A 15,926-nucleotide genomic window follows, 5' to 3' on the forward strand; every position below is an offset into this window, starting at 1 on the left:
TCTCATCGGTCAAAGACCGATGAAATCCAGCGGATGGCGGGACAGCGCGCGCGGCGCATCCGCCGTCGTCAGATAGGTCTGGCCGAGCGTCATCGCCGTGCCCGTGTCGGAATCGGCGATGATCATGTGCACGAAAAGCGACATGTTCGGCTCGATCGGCTGCGGATTGCCGACATGGAACATCTGGTGCTCCATCCAGGAGGGCGAGAAGCGGGCGCCGAGTGAATAACCGCAGGCATTCAACCGGTGGCGGGCGAGGCCGCGCTCGTCCATGATCCTGGCATGCATGTCGAAGACGTCGCCGAAGCTGTGGCCGGGCTTCAGCACGGTCTCGATCGCCTCGATGGTTTCGCGGCATGCATTGTAGAGTTCGCGGTGGCGTTGCATCGGCTCGCCGATGACGATCGTGCGCATCATGGCGGCATGGTAATGCGCATAGGTGCCGGCCCATTCGAGCGTCAGCTGGTCGCTGGCGTCGAGTTTGCGGCGGCCGGCCTTATAGCGGCAAAGCAAGGCATCGGCGCCGGAGCCGATGATGAACTCGTTGGCGGGATAGTCGCCGCCGCCGGAAAAGATCGCGCCCTGCATGGCGGCGAGGATATCGGCCTCGTCGGCGCCGGGCTTGGTCAGCCGGATCGCGGCGTCGAGCGCATCGTCGGCGAGAAGGGCGGCGCGCTCGACATAGGCGACCTCAGTCGGGCTTTTGACGAGGCGCAGCCGGCTGACAAGATAGGATGCGTCGACGATCTGGCCAAAGGTGGTCAGCTGCGCGTCGAGCAGCCGGGAGATCCGGCCGGTCATGCCGTGCGTGTCATATTCGATACCGATGCGGGCGCCGAGCAGGTCCATGTCGACCAGCAGGTTCTTCAGGTCGAGCGTCGGATCGGCATTGACCCGGTCGACCCAGATATGGATATCCTCGAGGATCGAGGTGTGCCTGGCCTGGCGAAGATCGGCCGAGCGGGTGAGCAGCGCCATGGTGCCGTCGCTCTTGACGATCAGCGTCTGGAAGAAGCAGTAGCCGAAGGTGTCGTAGCCGGTCAGCCAGTACATGCTTTCCTGGGCGAAGAGCAGCAGGGCGTCGAGCTTTTCTTCCTTCATCTTTTCGGTGAGGCGCGCAAGCCGGCTTGCGAATTCTGCCTTTTCAAAGTGCAGTGCCATTCTGCTCAAGTCTCCCTGATTGAGATCGCGGAAATCTGGCGGCCGTAGTCCGGCTCCTTGCGATGTGTCGTCCTGCGGTAGGAAAAGAAGCGCTCGCTGTCCGGATAGGTGCAGAGGCCGAGGCTTTCGGCCCGCACGCCGGCTTTCGTCAGCCGGCCGATAGTCAATGCCGGCAGATCGAACATGGCGTGGCCTGATGTTGCCGAAGGCGCGAAGAAACGTTGGTAATCCGGGTCCTCGGCGATGAAGCGCTCGACGAACTCAGGGCCGACCTCATAGCTTGTCTGGCTGATCGAGGGGCCGAGGCAGGCGATAATGCGTGTGCGGTCCGCCCCCAGCGTCTCCATGGCGGCGATGGTGTTTTCAAGCACGCCCGTCAGCGCGCCCTTCCAGCCCGCATGGGCAGCGCCGACGACGCGATTGTCCGGGTCGGCAAACAGGATCGGGCCGCAATCGGCGGCAAGCACGCCAAGCACGATGCCGGGGGTGCGCGTGACCATCGCATCCGCCGCGGGACGGGCGCCGTCGTAATCGGCATCGATCGTCACGACATCCGGGGAATGCACCTGATGCACGGTCGCCAGCCGCTCGACCGGCAGGTCGAACCAGGCGGCGACCCGGCGGCGGTTTTCCAGGACCTTGTCACGTTCGTCGCTGGAGCCGAGGCCGACATTGAGGCCACGATACAGCCCTTCGGAAACGCCGCCGGCGCGGGTGAAATAACCGTGGCGGATAGTGCCGCCCGCCGCTTCGTTCAGCAGCGTGCTTTCGATCGGTGCGGGAGAGGCCGCGTCCTGCATCTGTGATTCCGGGGTTTTTTAAGAGGTTTGTTATTATCCCAAGCGCATCGCATTGGCGGCGCGCTTCAAGTTCTTGGTGGCTGGGATGTTGAACCAGCCGCGTGCGCCCTGTCAATCCACGGGGCGAAAGGGCATGAGGTCGACTGCGGGGTTAGAGACCGCCATCACCTTGAAGAGTTCACCCATCCGGCCTTCACCGGCGCCGGCGAGCCGCTCGACTGCCGTTTGAATGACCTGCTGGGTTTGCGGCTCGCGATCCTGGCCGAGGGCGGCGGCACGTTCGAGGATGCCGAGGCCGGTCAGAAAATCACCCTGATGCAGGGCGCCGTTCAGATGGACGCCGGCCGCAAGCGCTGTTTCGGCGAGCTGCTGGAAGTCGACATGGCTCGTCAGATCGGCTTCGCCGGGATGGGCGAGCGGCGGGTCGAATTCATGCATGCGCACGGCCTGCAGCGTATCGCCGAAGCCGGTGACGAGATGGCCGTAATCGATCGCGAGCGCCGTTCCGCCGAAGGCGCGCAGCCGCTCGCAGATCGCCATCATCACCGCCTGGCGGGCAGGCGAGATCTCGAAGAGCGTGCCGAGCGGCAGGTTCTGCACCGGTTCGGGCAGAAGTGCCGGATCAAGGCCGGCGACGCCGGCGGCGAAGGCCAGCTCGCCATTGGCATCAATGCCGATCATGCGCTCACGGAAACCCGTCGGCATGCGGACAAACTGGCGGATCGGGATGGCGTCGAACAATTCATTGGCGGCTATCAGGGTGAAGCCCGGCGGGACTTCGTCGAAGCCGTGGTGCCAGACGATCTTCTCGCCGTAAGCCTCGAGTGTCTGGCTCTGGACGTCGCGCAGGCGCTCGCTGGTTTCGACGAGATGTACGGTCATCGCCTCCAGGAGCGGCGGAGCGATGCGGGAAATGACCCGCAGCATATCCGCCATCATCGTGCCGCGGCCGGGGCCGATCTCGACGAGGCGGACGCCCGCCGGCGTGCCGTGGCGCTGCCAGGCATGGACGATGAAGACGCCGATCATCTCGCCGAAGATCTGGCTGATTTCGGGCGCGGTAACGAAATCACCCGAGCGGCCGAACGGCTCGCGGGTCCGGTAATAGCCGTGTTCGGGATCGGCCAGGCAGAGCGAGAAATAATCGGTGACGCTGATCGGGCCGTTGGCCTGGATGATCGCCTTGATCTTTTCGCCTAGAGCGGTGGTCATGTCGCGCGTCCTGCCGTTTTCAGAGCTGCGGCGCAGCCTGGCGGCGGGCCCTGAGCATCGCCCAGAGGCCGAGCAGGATCATCGGGGAGGAGAGCACCATGCCCATGGTCAGCCAGTTCGTGCCGAGGAGGTAACCGAGCTGGGCGTCAGGCTCGCGGAAGAATTCGACGAAGATGCGCGACAGCGCATAGCCGCAGACGAAGACGCCCGTGATGAAGCCGGGGCTCTTCAGCGCCCGCATGCGGTAAACCAGGGCGGCCAGCACCAGGAGCAGAACGATGCCTTCGAGGCCGGCTTCGTAAAGCTGGCTCGGGTGGCGGGCGAAGGGGCCGCCGGTCGGGAAAACCACGGCCCAGGGCACGTCGGTCAGCCGGCCCCAGAGTTCGCCATTGATGAAATTGGCGATGCGGCCGAAGAACAGCCCGAAGGGAACGACGGTGGCGACGATGTCGAACAGGCTCCAGATCGGAATGCCGTTGCGGCGGGCAAAGATGATCATGGCGATCGTCGTGCCGGTCAGGCCGCCATGGAAGGACATGCCGCCGTTCCAGATCTCGAGCGCGCGCACGGGACTGCGCAGGACGGCGGGGAGATCATAGAAGAAAATATAGCCGAGACGGCCGCCTAGGACGACGCCGAGAGCCGCCCAGACGATGAAGTCGTCGAGCTGCGTCTTAGACATCGGCGAGACATTGCCGGGCCAGAGACTGTTATTGGCGGCGAGGCGACGCGCATAGGCCCAGCCGAGCAGGATGCCGGCGACATAAGCGAGACCGTACCAGTGAATCGCCAGCGGACCGATCGAAAAAGCGATCGGATCGATGTCCGGGAAAGGCATGATGGCAAGGAGATTGGCTGCTGTCGGCAAGGTTTTCCCACCTGTTTGGTTGCGCGGAACATGCCGCTGCGATCCCGGACGGTCAAGTCCATTGTTCGTGATGGCGCTTTCGCGGCGCGTTCCGGCAAGCCGATCCAATGCAAAGCGCTTGCATCGCGGGTGGCGAAGCCCTACCTCAATCCTTGAGGCCCCACAGGGCTGAAATTCACCTCATGCGAAGGGAGAAAAACGCCATGACGACCGGAACGAACCGCATCATGGACGAATTCGCCAAGCTGATGACCGATGCGGCAGGTGCTGCCCAGGGCGTCCGCAAGGAGATCGAAACCGCCTTCAACGCCCAGGCCGAGCGTTGGCTGAACAGCATGGATATCGTCAAGCGCGAGGAGTTCGAGGCTGTGCGCGAAATGGCGATCAAGGCGCGCGACGAGAACGAGGCGCTTGCCGCCCGCATCGCGGCGCTCGAAGCGAGGCTTGGCGGCGAGGGGCACTGATCCGCGTCGCAATCTTTCAGATTCGCTCCTTGCGCTTCAGGTCTTTGTCTTCCGCACGCCGCAACCGCAAGCCGCCGAACGCTTTGCGCGGCATGCTTTAAAGTCCCGATATGACACAGATGCGGCGTTGCCTTCATGCCACACGCCGCATCCGTCACAAAAAATTCAGGTGGAGTTTTCCACCTGTGGACACTGCCAAAAAAGCCAATTCGCAGAGTCGCTTATTCTCCCTTCTGAATTGAATTTCGAAGAGCCTTTCCACAGTGGTCCGGCCTATTTTCCCCTCAGGGGGCTGGCAGGTGGCAAGGGGCATTATACACTGATTTTAAATGATGATTCGAAGCGACTTGGTAAGCTCCGGGCAGGTTATCTGCGTTAAGTCTGGCAGCGGTTCAACGATCATCCGAGTGGTGGTTCCGGTATTTGCGTGTGTCTTTCTTGTGTTCTTACACCAAGTTAGGTCGCATTCGTTCCGGTCAAGAAGGTGCTGCATGAACCTGATGGAATTGGAAGTCGAGCGTCAGTCGAACCCGGTCGATATGATTGAGTACGTTGCCTCCAACAACGACTGGTCGTTTGAACGGTCCGGCGAGGACGAGATCGCGATGACGGTCGAGGGTCGCTGGACGGACTACCACGTCTCCTTCTCCTGGATGGAGGAATTCGAGGCGCTGCACCTTGGCTGCGCCTTCGATATCAAAGTTCCCGACATCAGGGTCAACGAGGTGGTCAAGCTGCTCTCGGCGATCAACGGGCAGGTGCTGATGGGGCATTTCGACCTCTGGCGCCAGGAAGATGTCGTCATCTTCCGGCAGTCGCTGCTGCTGGCCGGCGGCGCGGAGCCCACCAACCGCCAGGTGGAGGTGCTGCTTTCCAGTGCGCTCGATACCTGCGAAGCCTATTTCCAGGCATTCCAGTTCGTCGTGTGGTCCGGCATGGAAGCGACGAAGGCAATGGAAGCCGTGTTGTTCGAAACAGTCGGCGAGGCATAAGATGCCCACGAACACCTTCTCCTCGACAAATCCCGTCGTCCTGATCGGCGCCGGAAATATGGGCGGGGCGATGCTCTCCGGCTGGCTGAAAAGCGGCGTGCCGGGCTCGGCCGTCATTGTCGTCGATCCCGGCCCGTCGCCGGCGATGCTGGCGACGATCAGCGAGGCCGGCGCGACACATGTGGTCGCGGCTCCCCCGGCTTTGAAGGCAAGCGTGCTGTTTCTCGCGGTCAAGCCGCAGGTGATGGAGATGGTGCTGCCGGCGGTGAAAAGTGCCGTCGGGCCGGAAACCGTCGTCGTCTCGGTGGCTGCCGGCAAGACGCTCGGTTTCCTTGAGACGCATCTGGGCAAAGCCGCCATGGTGCGGGCCATGCCGAATACGCCGGCCATGGTCGGGCGCGGCGTCACCGGCGCCTTTGCCAATTCAGCGGTCAGCAATCAGCAGCGCGAGCGTGTCCACTCCCTTCTCAGCGTCTCGGGTCCTGTGGAATGGGTGCCCGCGGAAACCGATATCGATGCCGTGACGGCGCTGTCGGGCAGTGGTCCTGCCTATGTGTTCTATCTCGTCGAATGTATGGCGGAGGCAGGCCGTAAACTCGGCCTGCAGGCGGACCTCGCCATGCGTCTTGCGCGGGAAACAGTCGCGGGGGCTGGTGAACTCTTGCACCAGTCCCCCGACGACGCTTCGCGGCTGCGGCAGAATGTGACCTCTCCCGGCGGCACGACGGCGGCGGCACTCGCCGTGCTGATGGCCGAAAACGGCATGCAGCCTCTGTTCGACGCAGCGCTGGCGGCGGCGCGCAAGCGGGCCGAAGAGCTGGCCGGCTAGAGCGCCGCGCGTCTATAAAGACGCGCCAAGGACGCTCTAACATTTTAAATGCGCATCATTCCTTTGCGAAAATCGATCTCGATTTTCGCAAAGGAATGATGCGCTAGCGGAGACGATATGGCCGAGGAGATTAGCTACGCCGAGTTCGAGCGTGTAGACATTCGCGTCGGCACGATCATCGAAGCCAGTCCCTTTCCGGAAGCGCGCAAGCCGGCATACAAGCTGGTCATCGACTTCGGCCCCGATATCGGCATCAAGAAATCCTCGGCACAGATCACCGTGCACTACACGCCGGAAAGCCTGATCGGCCGGCAGGTGCTCGGCGTCGTCAATTTCCCGCCACGCCAGATTGGGCCGGTCCGCTCGGAAGTACTGACGCTGGGTTTCGAGGACGAGAATGGTGCAATCGTGCTTACGGCGGTCGAGCAGCCGGTGCCGAACGGCAGGAAGATGATGTGAGCGAGCGCTCACATTATTCTAAAGCGCGTCGCGGTTAACTTGATTCATGCGACGCGCTTTCGCTCTTTGTTTTTATGTATGTCGTTATCCGGGAACCGCTGCACACTTCCCGGCGACATGCATTATCGCGTTTCACCTGATGCGCCCGCGCCGGCGCTGATTTCCTGCAAAAATGGATTGCTGCGCCGCTCGTCGCCGATGCGGCTGCCGGGGCCGTGGCCGCAGATGAAGCCGACGTCGTCGCCGAGCGGCAGCACCTTGTCCCGGATCGAATCGAGAAGCTGCTGATGATTGCCGCCCGGCAGGTCGGTGCGGCCGATCGAGCCGTTGAACAGCACGTCGCCGAGATGGGCGAAATTCTGCGCACGGTTGAAATAGATGACGTGGCCGGGGGCATGACCGGGCGCATGATAGACCTCGAATTCGTGGGCACCGAAAGAGATCGTGTCGCCATCCTTCAGCCAGCGGTCGGGTACGACGTTGCGCAAGCCCGATATGCCGTATTTTTCGGCCTGGGTCTCGATCCGCTGCAGCAGCGGCAGGTCGTCCTGATGCGGGCCGACCACGTCGATGCCAAGGGCTTCCTTCAGCTCGCTGGCGCCGCCGGCATGGTCGAGATGGCCGTGCGTCAGCCAGATTTCCTTGATGATCAAGCCGTTTTGCGCGATCGCCTGCAGGATGAGCGGCACGTCGCCGCCGGGATCGACGACAACGCCTTCCTTGGTCTCGGGATCGAAGAAGATCGTGCAGTTCTGCTGGAAGGGTGTCACTGGAATGATGCCGGCCTGGAGCATGCCCATAGGTGCCTCGCTTGGTGTCTCGGATGCCCCGGGTATAGTCCGAAACCGCGTCAAGGACAGCCAGAATCTTCTGTGTCTGCTGCCCGCCTCACGGCAAAAAGACGGGCTGCAACAAGAGTTTATGCCTCGCGATGTTGCCGCCAGAGGCCGGAAAACTCTTGTTTTCTTCAATATATTCAATGGCTTGTGAACGGCGCCTCGCAAGTGGTCTTTCGCGCTGCGGAGTGGGGGGGAACATCGTGGAACGCCGTGCGTTGTCCGCGCATCGAAACCAAGGAGACGCTCAGATGACCTTGAAGAGAAACATTCTATTGGCTGGAGCCGTGCTCCTGGCGAGCGGCGGTCTGGCGCAGGCGGAGATGATGGCGACGACCGTCAACGATCTCAACGTCCGCGCCGGCCCCGGCCCGCAATATCCGGCGGTCGGTCTTGCCACCCGCGGCTCGACCGCGGTGCTCGACGGCTGCATCGAAGGCAGCCGCTGGTGCCGTGTCGACGTCAACGGCATGCGCGGCTGGGTCTATGCCGATTATCTGCAGGTCGACCGCGGCGGCACACCGGTCATTGTCGAACAGAACCGCGCCGAGATCGGCGTTCCCGTCGTGACCTACGAGTCGACCGCCAGCGTCGTTCCGGCTGACCCGCAGCCGGCGCCTGGCGACGAGTTGCTCGGCCCGGTCGGGGCCGTTGAGACCATCACCCCGCCGGAGACGGTCCGCACCTATATCGAAACCAATCCCGGCCAGACGGTGCAGCTCGGCGGCGATGTCGTCGTCGGCGCGGAGGTGCCCGCCGATGTTACCTTCCAGACGATCCCGGATTACGAATACGGCTATACAAGGATCAACGACCGGCCGGTGCTGGTCGATCCCGGCACACGCCGGATCGTCTACGTTTATCAGTGATGTAACCGGTAAAAATACAGCGAGGCGGTCGGCTGGCCGCCTCGTTTCCAGCCCGTTCGCTTCTCCCCCTTGCCTCCCGCATGGGTTGATTTTTTCTTAACGTTTTCCTTCCGAATATGCTAAAATGCTAATATGCCGAAGGTTCGGCATATAACGGCGATCGGGGAGATCGCCAGAGGAGGAAAGTCATGGAAGCGCTACTTCCGCTCGTCATCCAAATGATTGCCGGTGCCATCGGCGGCAATGCCGCGAGCGCCGCCTTGAAGCAGCATGCAATCAATGTCGTCGCCCGTACGATCGCGGGCGCGATCGGCGGTATCGCCGGCGGCATGCTGCTCGGCATGGTCGGTGGGGAAGCGGCTATGACCGGCCTGATCGCCGACGGCATCGGCGGTCTGATCGGCGGCGGCATTCTCTCGACGCTCGCCGGACTGGTTATGGCACGGGCGCATCGATAAATGCCCGGCGGGCGTTCAGCCTAAGCGCCGCGCGTCTTTTCAGCCGCACGGCGCCGTAACGCTTTGATGTGCCGGGCCGATTGCGTGAAGGATCTTATCCAGCAGCGACCGCTGCCGGATAGACTTCCTTCACGTAGTCGTTCATCAGCGTTTCGGAAATCGTCGACGGCTTGAAGCGATGCGGGCCCGATTTCGGAAACCGGCGTCACTTCAGCAACCGGGCCGCTGAGGAAGCACTCGCTGAAAACAGGGAGTTCTTCCGACAGGATTGCGCGTTCGATGACCTCGATGCCGCGGCGTTTGGCGAAACCGTTTGGTTATGTCAGGTGAGCTTCAACACCCGGCCGCCATAGGCGCGCTCGCCCTTAAAGCCGGCGCTTCAAACTCCATGCCTGTTGATTGTTGTCCCCATTACGTTTTATCCACAGATGCAAGGGGAAATCGCGTATTGCGTCGGAGTGCCGGGCAGGCCTTGGTCAGGGAAATGCTGAGGAAATAAAAGGCAGTGCGGGGCTCCCGCAGAGGCCAGAAAGCTTACAGTGACGCAAATTTATGTCAATAAAACTGACATATCTTGGCGGAAGTTTCCCGCGGGGGCGGGAGGAGAAAGGAAATGCCGCGTGTCACGACAGACCGGCCCGAAAACAGGCAAGCCAGAGCCGCTGGCCACGCCGATGGAAGATACCGACACCATCGATTTCGAGATCATCGAGCTGTTCTTCTTCGCCTATCGCGACTTCGTTTCCGATCCTGACGCTATCCTCGAAACGAGCGGCTTCGGGCGGGCGCATCACCGTGTCGTGCATTTCGTCAACCGTAACCCCGGCATGACGGTGGCCGATCTTCTCGATACGCTGAAGATCACCAAGCAGAGCCTTGCAAGAGTGCTGAAACAGCTGATCGATTCAGGCTATATTCGCCAGGTCGCAGGTCCAGAGGACCGGCGGCAGCGCAAGCTTTATCCGACGAAATCGGGACGAGAGCTGGCGCTTGCCCTTGCCGAGCCGCAATCGCGCCGCATTGAGCGGGCATTCGAAGGGGCTTCTGCGGAGGTGCGGGAGGGCGTAAAAGCTTTCCTTAGAGGCATGCGGGACAGACAGAAGGCGGATTGAATGGCGGTCAAGACAGGTATTTCCGACGATGCGGCGCATCTGCTGGTGGTCGACGACGACTCGCGCATCCGCGCGCTGCTCAATCGTTATCTCGCCGAGAACGGCTTCCGCGTCACCGTCGCCGCCGACGGCGCCGAGGCGCAGCGCAAGCTCACGGGTCTCGATTTCGACCTGATCATCATGGATGTGATGATGCCCGGCGAATCCGGAATCGAGGTCACCCGCGGGCTTCGTGCCATCAAGAACGTGCCGATCATCATGCTGACGGCGCTGGCGGAATCGGGCAACCGCATCGAAGGCCTCGAGGCCGGCGCCGACGACTATCTTTCCAAGCCTTTCGACCCGCGCGAACTGGTGCTGCGCATCAACAACATTCTGCGTCGCAATGCCGGTGGCGAAGGGCCGAAGATCGAACAGGTGATGTTCGGCCCCTACACCTTCTCGCTGACCCGCAAGGAGCTGAAGAAAGCCAGCGAGGTGATCCGGCTCACCGACCGCGAGCAGGAGATCATGCTGCTCTTTGCACGGCGCGCCGGCGACACGATCCCCCGACACGAACTGATCGGCAACGACACCGAGGTCGGCGAGCGGACGATCGACGTGCAGATCAACCGGCTGCGGCGTAAGATCGAGGATGATCCGGCCAATCCCGTCTGGCTGCAGACCGTGCGCGGCATCGGATACAGGCTGAGCATCGACTAAAGCATGTCGCGCAAAAGTGTGCAGCGGTTTTGCGGCAACGACATGCGTAAAAATAAAGAGCTAAAGCGCAAAGAGCGAATCTGAAAGATCGCGACGCGCTTTAGATCTAAGGATAGAGGCCAGGACCGGCGCTGATGGTGACGATCGACAGCTTGCGGCGGGAAGACCGCAGTTCTGCGCCGGGCTGGCGCTGGATCCTCCGCTGGCTGCGCCGGCGGCTGCCGACCGGGCTTTACGCACGCTCGCTGCTGATCATCATCATTCCGATGGTGCTGCTGCAATCGGTCGTCGCCGCCGTTTTCATGGAGCGCCACTGGCAGATGGTGACGGAGCGGCTGTCGCTTGCCGTTACCCGCGACATTGCTGCGATCATCGAGATCATCGAAACCTATCCGCAGAATTCTGACTATAGCGAGATCGTCCGCATCGCCCGCGATCAGCTCAGCCTGCAGATCTCGATCGAGCCGGACGGCGACCTGCCGCCACCGCGCGTCAAGCCGTTCTTCTCGATCCTCGACGGCATCCTCAGCGACGAAATCACCGACGAGATCCACCGACCTTTCTGGATCGACACGGTCGGCAATTCGAACCTCGTCGAGATCCGCATCAAGCTGGACAACAAGATCCTCAGGGTGCTGACCAAGCGCAGCCAGACCTATGCCTCGAACACGCATATCTTCATCGTCTGGATGGTCGGCACCTCGCTGGTGCTGATCGGCATCTCGATCCTCTTCCTGCGCGGGCAGATCCGGCCGATCCTCACCTTGGCGCGCGCGGCCGAAAGTTTCGGCAAGGGGCAGAAGCCCGATGATTTCTATCCGCGCGGCGCCGACGAGGTGCGGCGCGCCGGCCTTGCCTTCATCCTGATGCGGGAGCGAATCGAGCGACAGATCGAACAGCGCACTGCCATGCTCTCCGGCGTCAGCCATGATCTGCGCACCATTCTCACCCGTTTCAAACTGCAGCTGGCGCTGGCCGGCGACAATCCCGACCTGCATGGGCTGAACGACGACGTCAACGATATGCAGACCATGCTGGAGGCCTATATGGCCTTCGCACGCGGCGAGGTCGAAGAGGATGTCGGCGAGCTGAAACTCAGCGAGATCTTCGCCAAACTGGAATCCGATTTCGCTCTGCACGGCAAGACATTCAGCTATTCGATCGAAGGCGATGATGACATATCCGTCAGGCCGAACGCTTTCATGCGTCTGGTCACCAACCTTGCCTCGAATGCGCGCCGTTATGCCGGCAGGCTCGATATCGAGGCCAAGCACAATGCCAAATGGCTGACCGTCATTTTCGACGATGACGGTCCGGGCATTCCGGAAAAGAACCGCGAGGACGTGTTCAAGCCGTTCTTCCGGCTGGATGCGGCGCGTAACCTCGATGCCTCCGGCACCGGCCTCGGCCTGGCCATCGCCCGCGACATCGCCCGCAGCCACGGCGGCAACGTCACCCTCGGCGACAGCCCGCTTGGCGGACTGCGGGCAACGATCCGCATCCCGGCCTAAACGCCTGCAACGGTCAGCTTCACGGCGTTGCGCGCATCGAAATCGCCCAAGCGTTCGACGATCCAACGCCAGAGCGCGGCAACCTGCATGAGGAGGTCGCGTCCGAGCGGCGTCAACTCATATTCGACGCGCGGCGGCACTTGCGGATAGAGGGTGCGGATGATGAGTCCGTCTCGTTCGAGGGTGCGCAGCGTCTGCGTCAGCACCTTCTGGCTGATGCCCTCGACCCTCTCCATGAGGCGCGAGAAGCGCAAGGGTGCGCCGGCATCGGAGAGCACGTGCAGGATGCGCAGCGGCCATTTCGCCGCCGCGCGCTCGATCAGTTCGCGGGCGCGCGCATCCTGTTCGTCCGTCATGGAGCAGCAGAAATCGAACATGTCGCCGGTCAAGTCAGTTACCTCAAGGTGTGTATAGATCGTCGGGGTACCTTCTTTCGATCGGATACAATAGACCATACATCAGCCGGGAACCAAAGAAGGAAGGGTTTCCGATGTCCAGGGTCTGGCTGATTACAGGAAGTTCGCGCGGTCTCGGCCGGGCGCTGGCGGAGGCAGTTTTGGCCTCCGGCGACAATCTGGTGGCGACGGCGCGCGATCCCGCCCGCCTTGCCGATCTCTCCGAGCGGTATGGCGGCCAGGTGCTGACGATAGCGCTTGATGTGACCGACGAGACGGCGGCAGCGGCGGCGGTCGAGGCTGGCGTGAAGCGGTTCGGGCGCATCGACGTGCTCGTCAACAATGCCGGCTACGGCAATGTTTCCTCGATCGAAGATACCAGTCTCGCCGATTTCCGGGCTCAGATCGAGGCCAACCTGTTCGGCACGATCATCATGACCAAGGCGGTCATCGCCTTGATGCGCGGGCAGGGGGCAGGGCACATCATTCAGTTCTCATCCGTCGGCGGCCGCATCGGGCCTGCCGGGCGCGGCGCCTATTCGGCGGCGAAATTTGCTGTCGAGGGCTTTTCCGAGGTGCTGTCGAAAGAGGTCGCGCCGTTCGGCATAAAGGTGACGGTGATCGAGCCCGGCGGCTTCAGAACCGATTTCGCCGGCGCCTCGACGGTGCTTGCCGAAGGGCGGGCGGAATATGCCGAGACGGTCGGCGCCACCGTGCGCTTCCAGCGTGACTATAACGGCCGCCAGCCCGGCGATCCCGCCAAGGCGGCCGCGGTCATTATCCATATCGCCGGTCTCAACCAGCCGCCGTTCCGGCTACTGCTTGGCAGTGATGCCGTAGGCAATGTCGAGAAAGCTGATGCCGCGCGTATTGAAGCTGATCGGGAATGGCGCGCCGTCAGCGTCTCGACCGATTTCGACACCGATGCCGAGGTCGGACCCATGCCTTGGGAAAAGAAGGCCGGGTGAAGGGCTCAAAAAACAAAAAAAGCGCCGCTGATCAGCGGCGCTTGTTACCTGGGATTGTTGAGCGATCAGCCGGCGGTGCAGAAATGGCTGCGGCCGTCATTGCCGATATAGGTGCCGCTGCGCGGATCGAAGGAGCGGTAGCGGTAAGAGCAGTAACGCTCCCATTGCGGCGACCAGGGCTCCACGGCGGCGCGGGTCGGCGCATAGTATCGCGGCTGCTCGACATATTGCGGCTGCTCGACATAGACTCGGCGCGGGGCGCGATAGACCGGGGCGGGCTCGTAATAGTCCGGCTCGTAGGCCGGGTCGATGTAGCGGCGCTCTTCGTAAGCGGGACCATTATTGGCATTGGCGATAGCCGAGCCGACGATCAGGCCGGTGGCGAGACCGACGGCGCCGCCGACGAGCGCATCGTTGCCGTTGTGATGGCGCCAATGACGGTCGCGGGCCGATGCCTCGCTGATGGCGGAAAGCGTGAGTGCGGCAGCCGTTGCCGTCAGCAGAAGAGTCTTGGCGAGCCTGTTCATCAGCATAAAGTCCTAATCCCGGGAACCGAACGCCGGTTCCTTTCTCGATGATGACAGTACTATCGATTGGTAGCTGAACGAAGGCTGAACGACAAAACCCGGCATCGCTGCCGGGCTTCAACTCGAAATTCGACAGCCTTGTTAAGGGTTCAGCCCGCAATCTGCAGATTGACGGCCTTGGGGCCCTTGCCGCGGCGATCCGGCTCCGTGTCGAAGCTTACCTTCTGATTTTCCGTCAGACCGGCCAGCCCGGAGGCTTGAACGGCAGAAATGTGAACGAAGATATCGGCGCCGCCCCGGTCCGGCTTGATGAAGCCGAAGCCTTTGTCGGTATTGAAGAATTTTACAGTCCCAGTCTCTGCCATGCGTCAGGTCCTTTTCTCTCTGCCCGCCATCCACACGGGCAGCCTCATAGCATTGCCTCCTTGCGGGAGGTGTTGGCAGGCAATTCTTGAAATGTGAGAAAAAGGTCCCCTCTACCTCGGCCTGCTCCGGGCAGGACTTTCGCCCGCCATTTTTTGGAACCGGCTGACCGGGATAATTAGCGTTCCCGGCGCGCAAATACTTAAGGACTTCCCATGCTCGCAAAATGCCCGAACGCGCTGAGAGTGCTGCGTTAAACGAATTTTGGCAAGTAAAAGTTTTTTGCCGTGTCGTTCGAGGCACACCCGCCCGGATATCCAATTTGCGCAAAAACGCAAAATTTCCTTCGCCGATAGGGAATGATTAACGTTTTATATCGTCTGCAATATAAATTTCGAGCAGATTTTCCCAAAAGTGCAACGTGCACGCGTCTTTTCGGTTCCGACGAATTTTTTTAAAAGATGCCACTCACCCATATTTGGACGCGTGTTCAGGCGGCTGGCAGGCGCCGGCGAGCGAATCCGGGTACGAGTTCGACTACAAGCATAGCGATAAACATGAGCGCGCAACCTGCATAACCGGTGGCCGGCATCGTCTCGCCGAGCAGCAGGGCTGCGAGCGAGGCGCCGAAAAGCGCTTCGGAGGAGAGAAAGATCGCGGCCTGCGAGGGTGTAGTATAACGCTGGGCGATCACCTGCAGCACGAAGGCCAGGCCCGAGGAGAAGATGCCGACATAGAGGATCTCAGGTCCTGCGGCCCATATCGCCGATAGGGTGATCGGTTCAAAGGCTGCGGCCATCGCGAGCGCACAGACCGCGGTGACGGCGAATTGCGTGGCCGAGAGCGCGAGCGGCCTGCCGGTCGCAGAAACCGTCGTGCCGGCAAGGGTGATCTGGATTGCCCAGAAGACGGCGCAAGCGACGGTCAGGAGATCACCTGATGTGAGCGCCGAGAGATGACCGCCGGACAGGAGATAGATACCGGCGACGGCCATCAGCGCGCCCGGCCAGATGATCCAATGCGGGGCGCGGCGCAGGAAGAACACGGCAATCAGCGGCACGAAGACGACATAGAGGCCGGTGATGAAGCTGGAATTCGTCACAGTCGTCGTCTGCAGCCCGACCTGCTGCGTGACTGCGCCGCTGAAGAGGGCAAGGCCGGTGAGGACATAGAGTTTCGCATGGCGTGCGCTTGTCTTCGCCTTGGCTTTGCGCGCTTCAAAAACGACGAAAGGCAAGACGGCCAGCGTGGCGACGGCAAAACGCAGGGCGATGAACCAGAAGGGTCCGACTGCCTTCATCGCCGTCGACTGGGCAACGAAGCCGCCGCCCCAGATGGCGGCTGCGAGCAATAGCAGGAGGTTCGCCTGAGCGCGCGTCATGTCGGCCTCGATGGGAAAG

The 15,926-nt window shown here is 61.7% G+C and carries 20 protein-coding genes and 1 pseudogene; 11 read left to right on the plus strand and 10 right to left on the minus strand.

Annotated features, from left to right (window positions below; genetic code table 11):
• Positions 1-9 precede the first annotated feature (9 nt).
• The 4 genes from AF337_RS38000 to lgt all read right to left on the minus strand — a co-directional run bounded on the left by AF337_RS38000 (position 10) and on the right by lgt (position 4,041).
• The gene (locus tag AF337_RS38000; RefSeq protein ID WP_049736198.1) at positions 10-1,161 is read right to left on the minus strand and encodes a M24 family metallopeptidase; all 1,152 of its coding nucleotides are present in this window, start codon (positions 1,159-1,161) and stop codon (positions 10-12) included.
• A gap of 5 nt (positions 1,162-1,166) precedes the next feature.
• The gene (gene pgeF / locus AF337_RS38005) at positions 1,167-1,961 is read right to left on the minus strand and encodes a peptidoglycan editing factor PgeF (RefSeq protein WP_049736199.1); all 795 of its coding nucleotides are present in this window, start codon (positions 1,959-1,961) and stop codon (positions 1,167-1,169) included.
• A gap of 111 nt (positions 1,962-2,072) precedes the next feature.
• Positions 2,073-3,173 (minus strand): class I SAM-dependent methyltransferase, encoded by a 1,101-nt coding sequence (locus AF337_RS38010; protein ID WP_049736200.1) that lies wholly within the window; start codon positions 3,171-3,173, stop codon positions 2,073-2,075.
• 19 nt (positions 3,174-3,192) lie between these two features.
• A complete protein-coding gene (lgt, locus tag AF337_RS38015; protein WP_049736201.1) occupies positions 3,193-4,041 on the minus strand; it encodes a prolipoprotein diacylglyceryl transferase in 849 nt (282 codons plus the stop codon).
• A gap of 203 nt (positions 4,042-4,244) precedes the next feature.
• Between lgt and AF337_RS38020 the strand changes: the two genes are divergently transcribed.
• The 5 genes from AF337_RS38020 to AF337_RS38035 all read left to right on the plus strand — a co-directional run bounded on the left by AF337_RS38020 (position 4,245) and on the right by AF337_RS38035 (position 6,785).
• Positions 4,245-4,505, plus strand: a complete 261-nt coding sequence (locus AF337_RS38020) for an accessory factor UbiK family protein (protein ID WP_049736202.1) — start codon at positions 4,245-4,247, stop codon at positions 4,503-4,505.
• Complete coding sequence (locus AF337_RS43025) at positions 4,486-4,884, plus strand: hypothetical protein (RefSeq protein WP_152971352.1); 399 nt, start codon at positions 4,486-4,488, stop codon at positions 4,882-4,884. The genes AF337_RS38020 and AF337_RS43025 overlap by 20 nt, the downstream gene beginning before the upstream one ends.
• 112 nt (positions 4,885-4,996) lie before the next feature.
• Positions 4,997-5,497 carry a type III secretion system chaperone family protein gene (locus AF337_RS38025; protein ID WP_003541709.1) on the plus strand — a complete coding sequence of 167 codons (501 nt, stop codon included), beginning with the start codon at positions 4,997-4,999 and terminating at the stop codon, positions 5,495-5,497.
• 1 nt (position 5,498) lies between these two features.
• Positions 5,499-6,326, plus strand: coding sequence for a pyrroline-5-carboxylate reductase (gene proC, locus AF337_RS38030; protein ID WP_049736203.1), 828 nt, complete (start codon positions 5,499-5,501; stop codon positions 6,324-6,326).
• A 117-nt stretch (positions 6,327-6,443) separates the two neighbouring features.
• Positions 6,444-6,785, plus strand: coding sequence for a tRNA-binding protein (locus tag AF337_RS38035; protein ID WP_049736204.1), 342 nt, complete (start codon positions 6,444-6,446; stop codon positions 6,783-6,785).
• A 122-nt stretch (positions 6,786-6,907) separates the two neighbouring features.
• Here the strand turns inward: AF337_RS38035 and AF337_RS38040 are convergent, their stop codons facing one another.
• A complete protein-coding gene (locus AF337_RS38040; protein ID WP_049736205.1) occupies positions 6,908-7,585 on the minus strand; it encodes an MBL fold metallo-hydrolase in 678 nt (225 codons plus the stop codon).
• A gap of 287 nt (positions 7,586-7,872) precedes the next feature.
• On the opposite strand from AF337_RS38040, the gene AF337_RS38050 reads away from it, so the two are divergent.
• Positions 7,873-8,490, plus strand: a complete 618-nt coding sequence (locus AF337_RS38050) for a DUF1236 domain-containing protein (RefSeq protein ID WP_049736207.1) — start codon at positions 7,873-7,875, stop codon at positions 8,488-8,490.
• A gap of 188 nt (positions 8,491-8,678) precedes the next feature.
• A complete protein-coding gene (locus AF337_RS38055) occupies positions 8,679-8,948 on the plus strand; it encodes a hypothetical protein (protein ID WP_049736208.1) in 270 nt (89 codons plus the stop codon).
• Between the two features lie 94 nt (positions 8,949-9,042).
• Here AF337_RS38055 and AF337_RS45950 read toward each other — a convergent pair.
• Positions 9,043-9,253: pseudogene (locus tag AF337_RS45950) on the minus strand (branched-chain amino acid aminotransferase); the annotation flags it as partial.
• A 315-nt stretch (positions 9,254-9,568) separates the two neighbouring features.
• Between AF337_RS45950 and AF337_RS38060 the strand changes: the two are divergent.
• The 3 genes from AF337_RS38060 (at position 9,569) to AF337_RS38070 (ending at position 12,273) form a co-directional block, all read left to right on the plus strand.
• The gene (locus tag AF337_RS38060; RefSeq protein ID WP_049736209.1) at positions 9,569-10,060 is read left to right on the plus strand and encodes a MarR family winged helix-turn-helix transcriptional regulator; all 492 of its coding nucleotides are present in this window, start codon (positions 9,569-9,571) and stop codon (positions 10,058-10,060) included.
• Positions 10,061-10,762, plus strand: coding sequence for a response regulator (locus AF337_RS38065; RefSeq protein WP_049736210.1), 702 nt, complete (start codon positions 10,061-10,063; stop codon positions 10,760-10,762).
• 134 nt (positions 10,763-10,896) lie between these two features.
• Positions 10,897-12,273, plus strand: coding sequence for an ATP-binding protein (locus tag AF337_RS38070; RefSeq protein WP_049736211.1), 1,377 nt, complete (start codon positions 10,897-10,899; stop codon positions 12,271-12,273).
• Here AF337_RS38070 and AF337_RS38075 read toward each other — a convergent pair.
• On the minus strand, positions 12,270-12,728 hold the full coding sequence (locus AF337_RS38075) for a winged helix-turn-helix transcriptional regulator (RefSeq protein ID WP_063844357.1): 459 nt from the start codon (positions 12,726-12,728) through the stop codon (positions 12,270-12,272). The two genes, AF337_RS38070 and AF337_RS38075, sit on opposite strands and share 4 nt — an antisense overlap.
• Before the next feature lie 35 nt (positions 12,729-12,763).
• Here AF337_RS38075 and AF337_RS38080 point away from each other — a divergent pair, with 35 nt between their 5' ends.
• A complete protein-coding gene (locus AF337_RS38080) occupies positions 12,764-13,636 on the plus strand; it encodes an oxidoreductase (protein WP_049736212.1) in 873 nt (290 codons plus the stop codon).
• A 65-nt stretch (positions 13,637-13,701) separates the two neighbouring features.
• Here AF337_RS38080 and AF337_RS38085 read toward each other — a convergent pair whose 3' ends face one another.
• The 3 genes from AF337_RS38085 to AF337_RS38095 form a co-directional block, all read right to left on the minus strand.
• Positions 13,702-14,169, minus strand: a complete 468-nt coding sequence (locus AF337_RS38085; RefSeq protein WP_184344701.1) for a BA14K family protein — start codon at positions 14,167-14,169, stop codon at positions 13,702-13,704.
• 143 nt (positions 14,170-14,312) lie between these two features.
• A complete protein-coding gene (locus AF337_RS38090) occupies positions 14,313-14,528 on the minus strand; it encodes a cold-shock protein (RefSeq protein ID WP_003561293.1) in 216 nt (71 codons plus the stop codon).
• A 488-nt stretch (positions 14,529-15,016) separates the two neighbouring features.
• Positions 15,017-15,907 carry a DMT family transporter gene (locus AF337_RS38095; RefSeq protein WP_049736213.1) on the minus strand — a complete coding sequence of 297 codons (891 nt, stop codon included), beginning with the start codon at positions 15,905-15,907 and terminating at the stop codon, positions 15,017-15,019.
• Positions 15,908-15,926 lie beyond the last annotated feature (19 nt).

Source organism: Rhizobium ecuadorense, assembly GCF_001187535.1.
Classification (GTDB): Bacteria; Pseudomonadota; Alphaproteobacteria; order Rhizobiales; family Rhizobiaceae; genus Rhizobium; species Rhizobium ecuadorense.